This is a genomic window from Methylobacterium sp. WL9 (assembly GCF_008040035.1).
Lineage (GTDB): Bacteria > Pseudomonadota > Alphaproteobacteria > Rhizobiales > Beijerinckiaceae > Methylobacterium > Methylobacterium thuringiense.
In genome coordinates this window covers 1-874 of the sequence record NZ_VRVE01000196.1, presented here as the reverse complement: position 1 = coordinate 874, position 874 = coordinate 1, and the positions used below count along the sequence as shown (strand labels likewise).

The 874-nt window shown below is 75.1% G+C and carries 1 pseudogene; it reads left to right on the top strand.

The features are described from left to right. A pseudogene (locus tag FV217_RS22455) lies at positions 1-874 on the top strand (GNAT family N-acetyltransferase); the annotation flags it as partial.

Here is an 874-nt window from a genome sequence, read left to right as displayed (position 1 = left end):
AGGCGGAGCCGATCGGCGCGGCGCGGCGCGCGGCGCGGCGGCACGGGCTGCGGCTGATCGGGCCGGACAGCATCGGGCTGGCGGTGCCGGGCAAGAACCTCAACGCGACGTTGCTGGCGCATCCGCCGCGGGCGGGGGATCTGGCGCTGGTGACGCAGTCGGGCACCGTGGCCTCGGCGATCGCGGCCTGGGCGCACCGGCGCGAGGTCGGCTTTTCGGCAATCCTCACCACCGGCCGCTCGGCCGATGTCGACGCCGCCGACACGCTCGATCACTTCGCCGCCGACATTCACACCCGCGCGATCCTACTCTCGCTCCACCGCGTCGACGACGCCCGAAAATTTCTTTCGGCCGCCCGCGCCGCGGCGCGGGTGAAGCCGGTGGTGGTCCTGCGCACCGGGCGGCACGAGGCGCAGGCGGAGGAGCCGCAGACCCATACCGGCGCGCTCGCCCGGCCCGATGCGGTCTATGCGGCCGCCTTCCGCCGGGCGGGGCTGCTCGCGGTCGATACCCTCGACGAGATGTTCTCCGCCGCCGAGACCCTGCGCCGGCAGCGTCCGTTTCCGGGCCGGCGGCTGATGATCGTCGCGAACGGGCGCGGCATCGGCGCGCTCGCGGCCGACCGGCTGGCCGACCAGGGCGGCACCGCCGCCGAGGCCTCGCCGGAGACGCTGGAGGCCATCGCGTCCGTCCGCCACGGCACTTCGACGAACCCGATCGATCTCGGTGTCGATGCCGAGGCGCAGGAATACGCCACAGCGCTCGGGCCGCTGCTCGCCTGCCGCGGCAACGATGCGCTGCTCTGCGTCCACGTCCCCACCGCCCGCGCCGGGGCGCGGCAGACGGCGGAGGCGGTGGGGACGTGGACGCAGAG